This window comes from Streptomyces sp. RP5T (genome assembly GCF_003933965.1).
In the GTDB taxonomy this organism is placed as follows: domain Bacteria; phylum Actinomycetota; class Actinomycetes; order Streptomycetales; family Streptomycetaceae; genus Streptomyces.
The window spans coordinates 1-1,592 of the sequence record NZ_RSAJ01001033.1; the positions used below are offsets into that span (position 1 = coordinate 1).

General features: G+C 76.1%; 1 protein-coding gene. It reads left to right on the forward strand.

What is annotated here, in order from left to right; genetic code table 11:
* Positions 1-356: 356 nt before the first annotated feature.
* Positions 357-1,592 (forward strand): trypsin-like peptidase domain-containing protein (locus tag EHS43_RS44195; protein ID WP_369009081.1); only part of this gene is annotated, 1,236 nt, incomplete at its 3' end.

The window sequence follows — 1,592 nt, forward strand, 5'->3', positions numbered from 1 at the left end:
CCTAGGGTGTATCCGCCGTCCCCCTTCCATTCACCCGCCCGGGCAGGCGCTCGGAGTGAACCGGGGGAGTGGAAGGGGGCGCGTTCCCCACGCGATCTGTCCCGCTGATCACCCCCCGCCTACCGTCGAGAGCAGGAACGTGCGTACGGCGGGGAGGTTCGGCCATGGTGGCAGGGGGTGACTCCGTCGGCGGAGCCGTACCGTCCGCCTCCGGCACGCCGAGTGCCGGGCAGGAGGACGTGAGCGTCCTGAAAGCGGCGTGCGGAAGGTACCTGTGGGCTCGCCCCGGCGATCGCCCCGGGCCCGCGCACGGAGGCGAGCAGGTCTCTTCCGGGCCCGGGCAGGACCCGGACCTCGTGCGCGTCCACGATCCGGCCGGGCGGCTGCGGGGGACCGGCTTCGTCGCGGATCACCACGGCACCGTCGTCACCGCGCACGAGACCGTCGACGGACTGTCCCGGCTCATCCTGCGCGCCGGTGACCGCAGCCGTGCGGTGAGCGCCGACGCCGTGACCCCGCTGCCCGAGCTGGATCTGGCGCTCGTGCGGACCGAGGGGCTCGGCGTGGACCCGCTGCCCGTCTCCGTGCGCGGCACCGTCGAGACCGGCGCCTATGTGCGGCTGCCGGCCGGCTGCTGGCGCGAGGCCCGCGTGCTCGGTACCGCCTCCGTCACGTACGCGGCCACCGACCGCGGCCATCTCCTCGAAAGCGCCCTGGAGTTGGCGATCGGCACCGCGGGCCGGGACGCGTTGCGGCGGGGCGGCGGGGCCGCCGGAGGACCCGTGCTCGACTCCGCCACGGGCGCGGTGGTCGCCGTCCTGGGCACCGCCCTGCACAGCGGCCACCGCGACAGCGGTTACGCGGTCCCGCTCGGCGGCGTCCGCACCGGCCCCCTCGCCGACCTGCTCGCGGAGAACGCCACGACGGTCCCGGCGTACGGCGCCGACCTCAACCTCGCCGGAGTGCTGGAGCTGACGGCCACCTCCGTGGGCCAGGACGGGCCGTCGGGTGCGCTCGCCGGTCACGCGGGCCGCGTGGACCCGGTGGAGCCCGTCGAACGGGTCGCGTGCACACGGGAGTTCACGGCCTTCACCGAGGGCCCGGCACCCGTCCTCGGACTCGTCGGACCGCCCGGCAGCGGCCGTACGACACAACTCGCGGCCCTAGCCGCCCGGCGCCACCGCGGCCCCGCCCCGGCCCCCACGCTCTGGCTGCGCGGTGCCGACCTGGAGGACACCGACACCTCGGTGGCCGACGCGGCCCGCCGTGCGCTCACCAGGGCGGCCCGGATCGTGGCGGCCTCCGCGGACACCGCCCCCACCGGCCTGGGCGACCTCACCCCCGAGCGGCTGGCCCGGCTCTCCCGCACCCCGGGCCGCCCCCTGTTCCTGCTCCTGGACGGCCCCGAGGAGATGCCCCCGGTCCTCGCCCACCGACTCGCCGAGTGGACGAAGGGCACGGCGACATGGCTGGAGGAGACCGGAGCGCGGCTCGTGGTGGCGTGCCGGGCGGAGTACTGGGAGGGGGCCGGATTCCCTGAGGAACTGCTGCACGGCGAGCCGCAGGGGCATCTCCCGCGCTGTGTGCCGCTC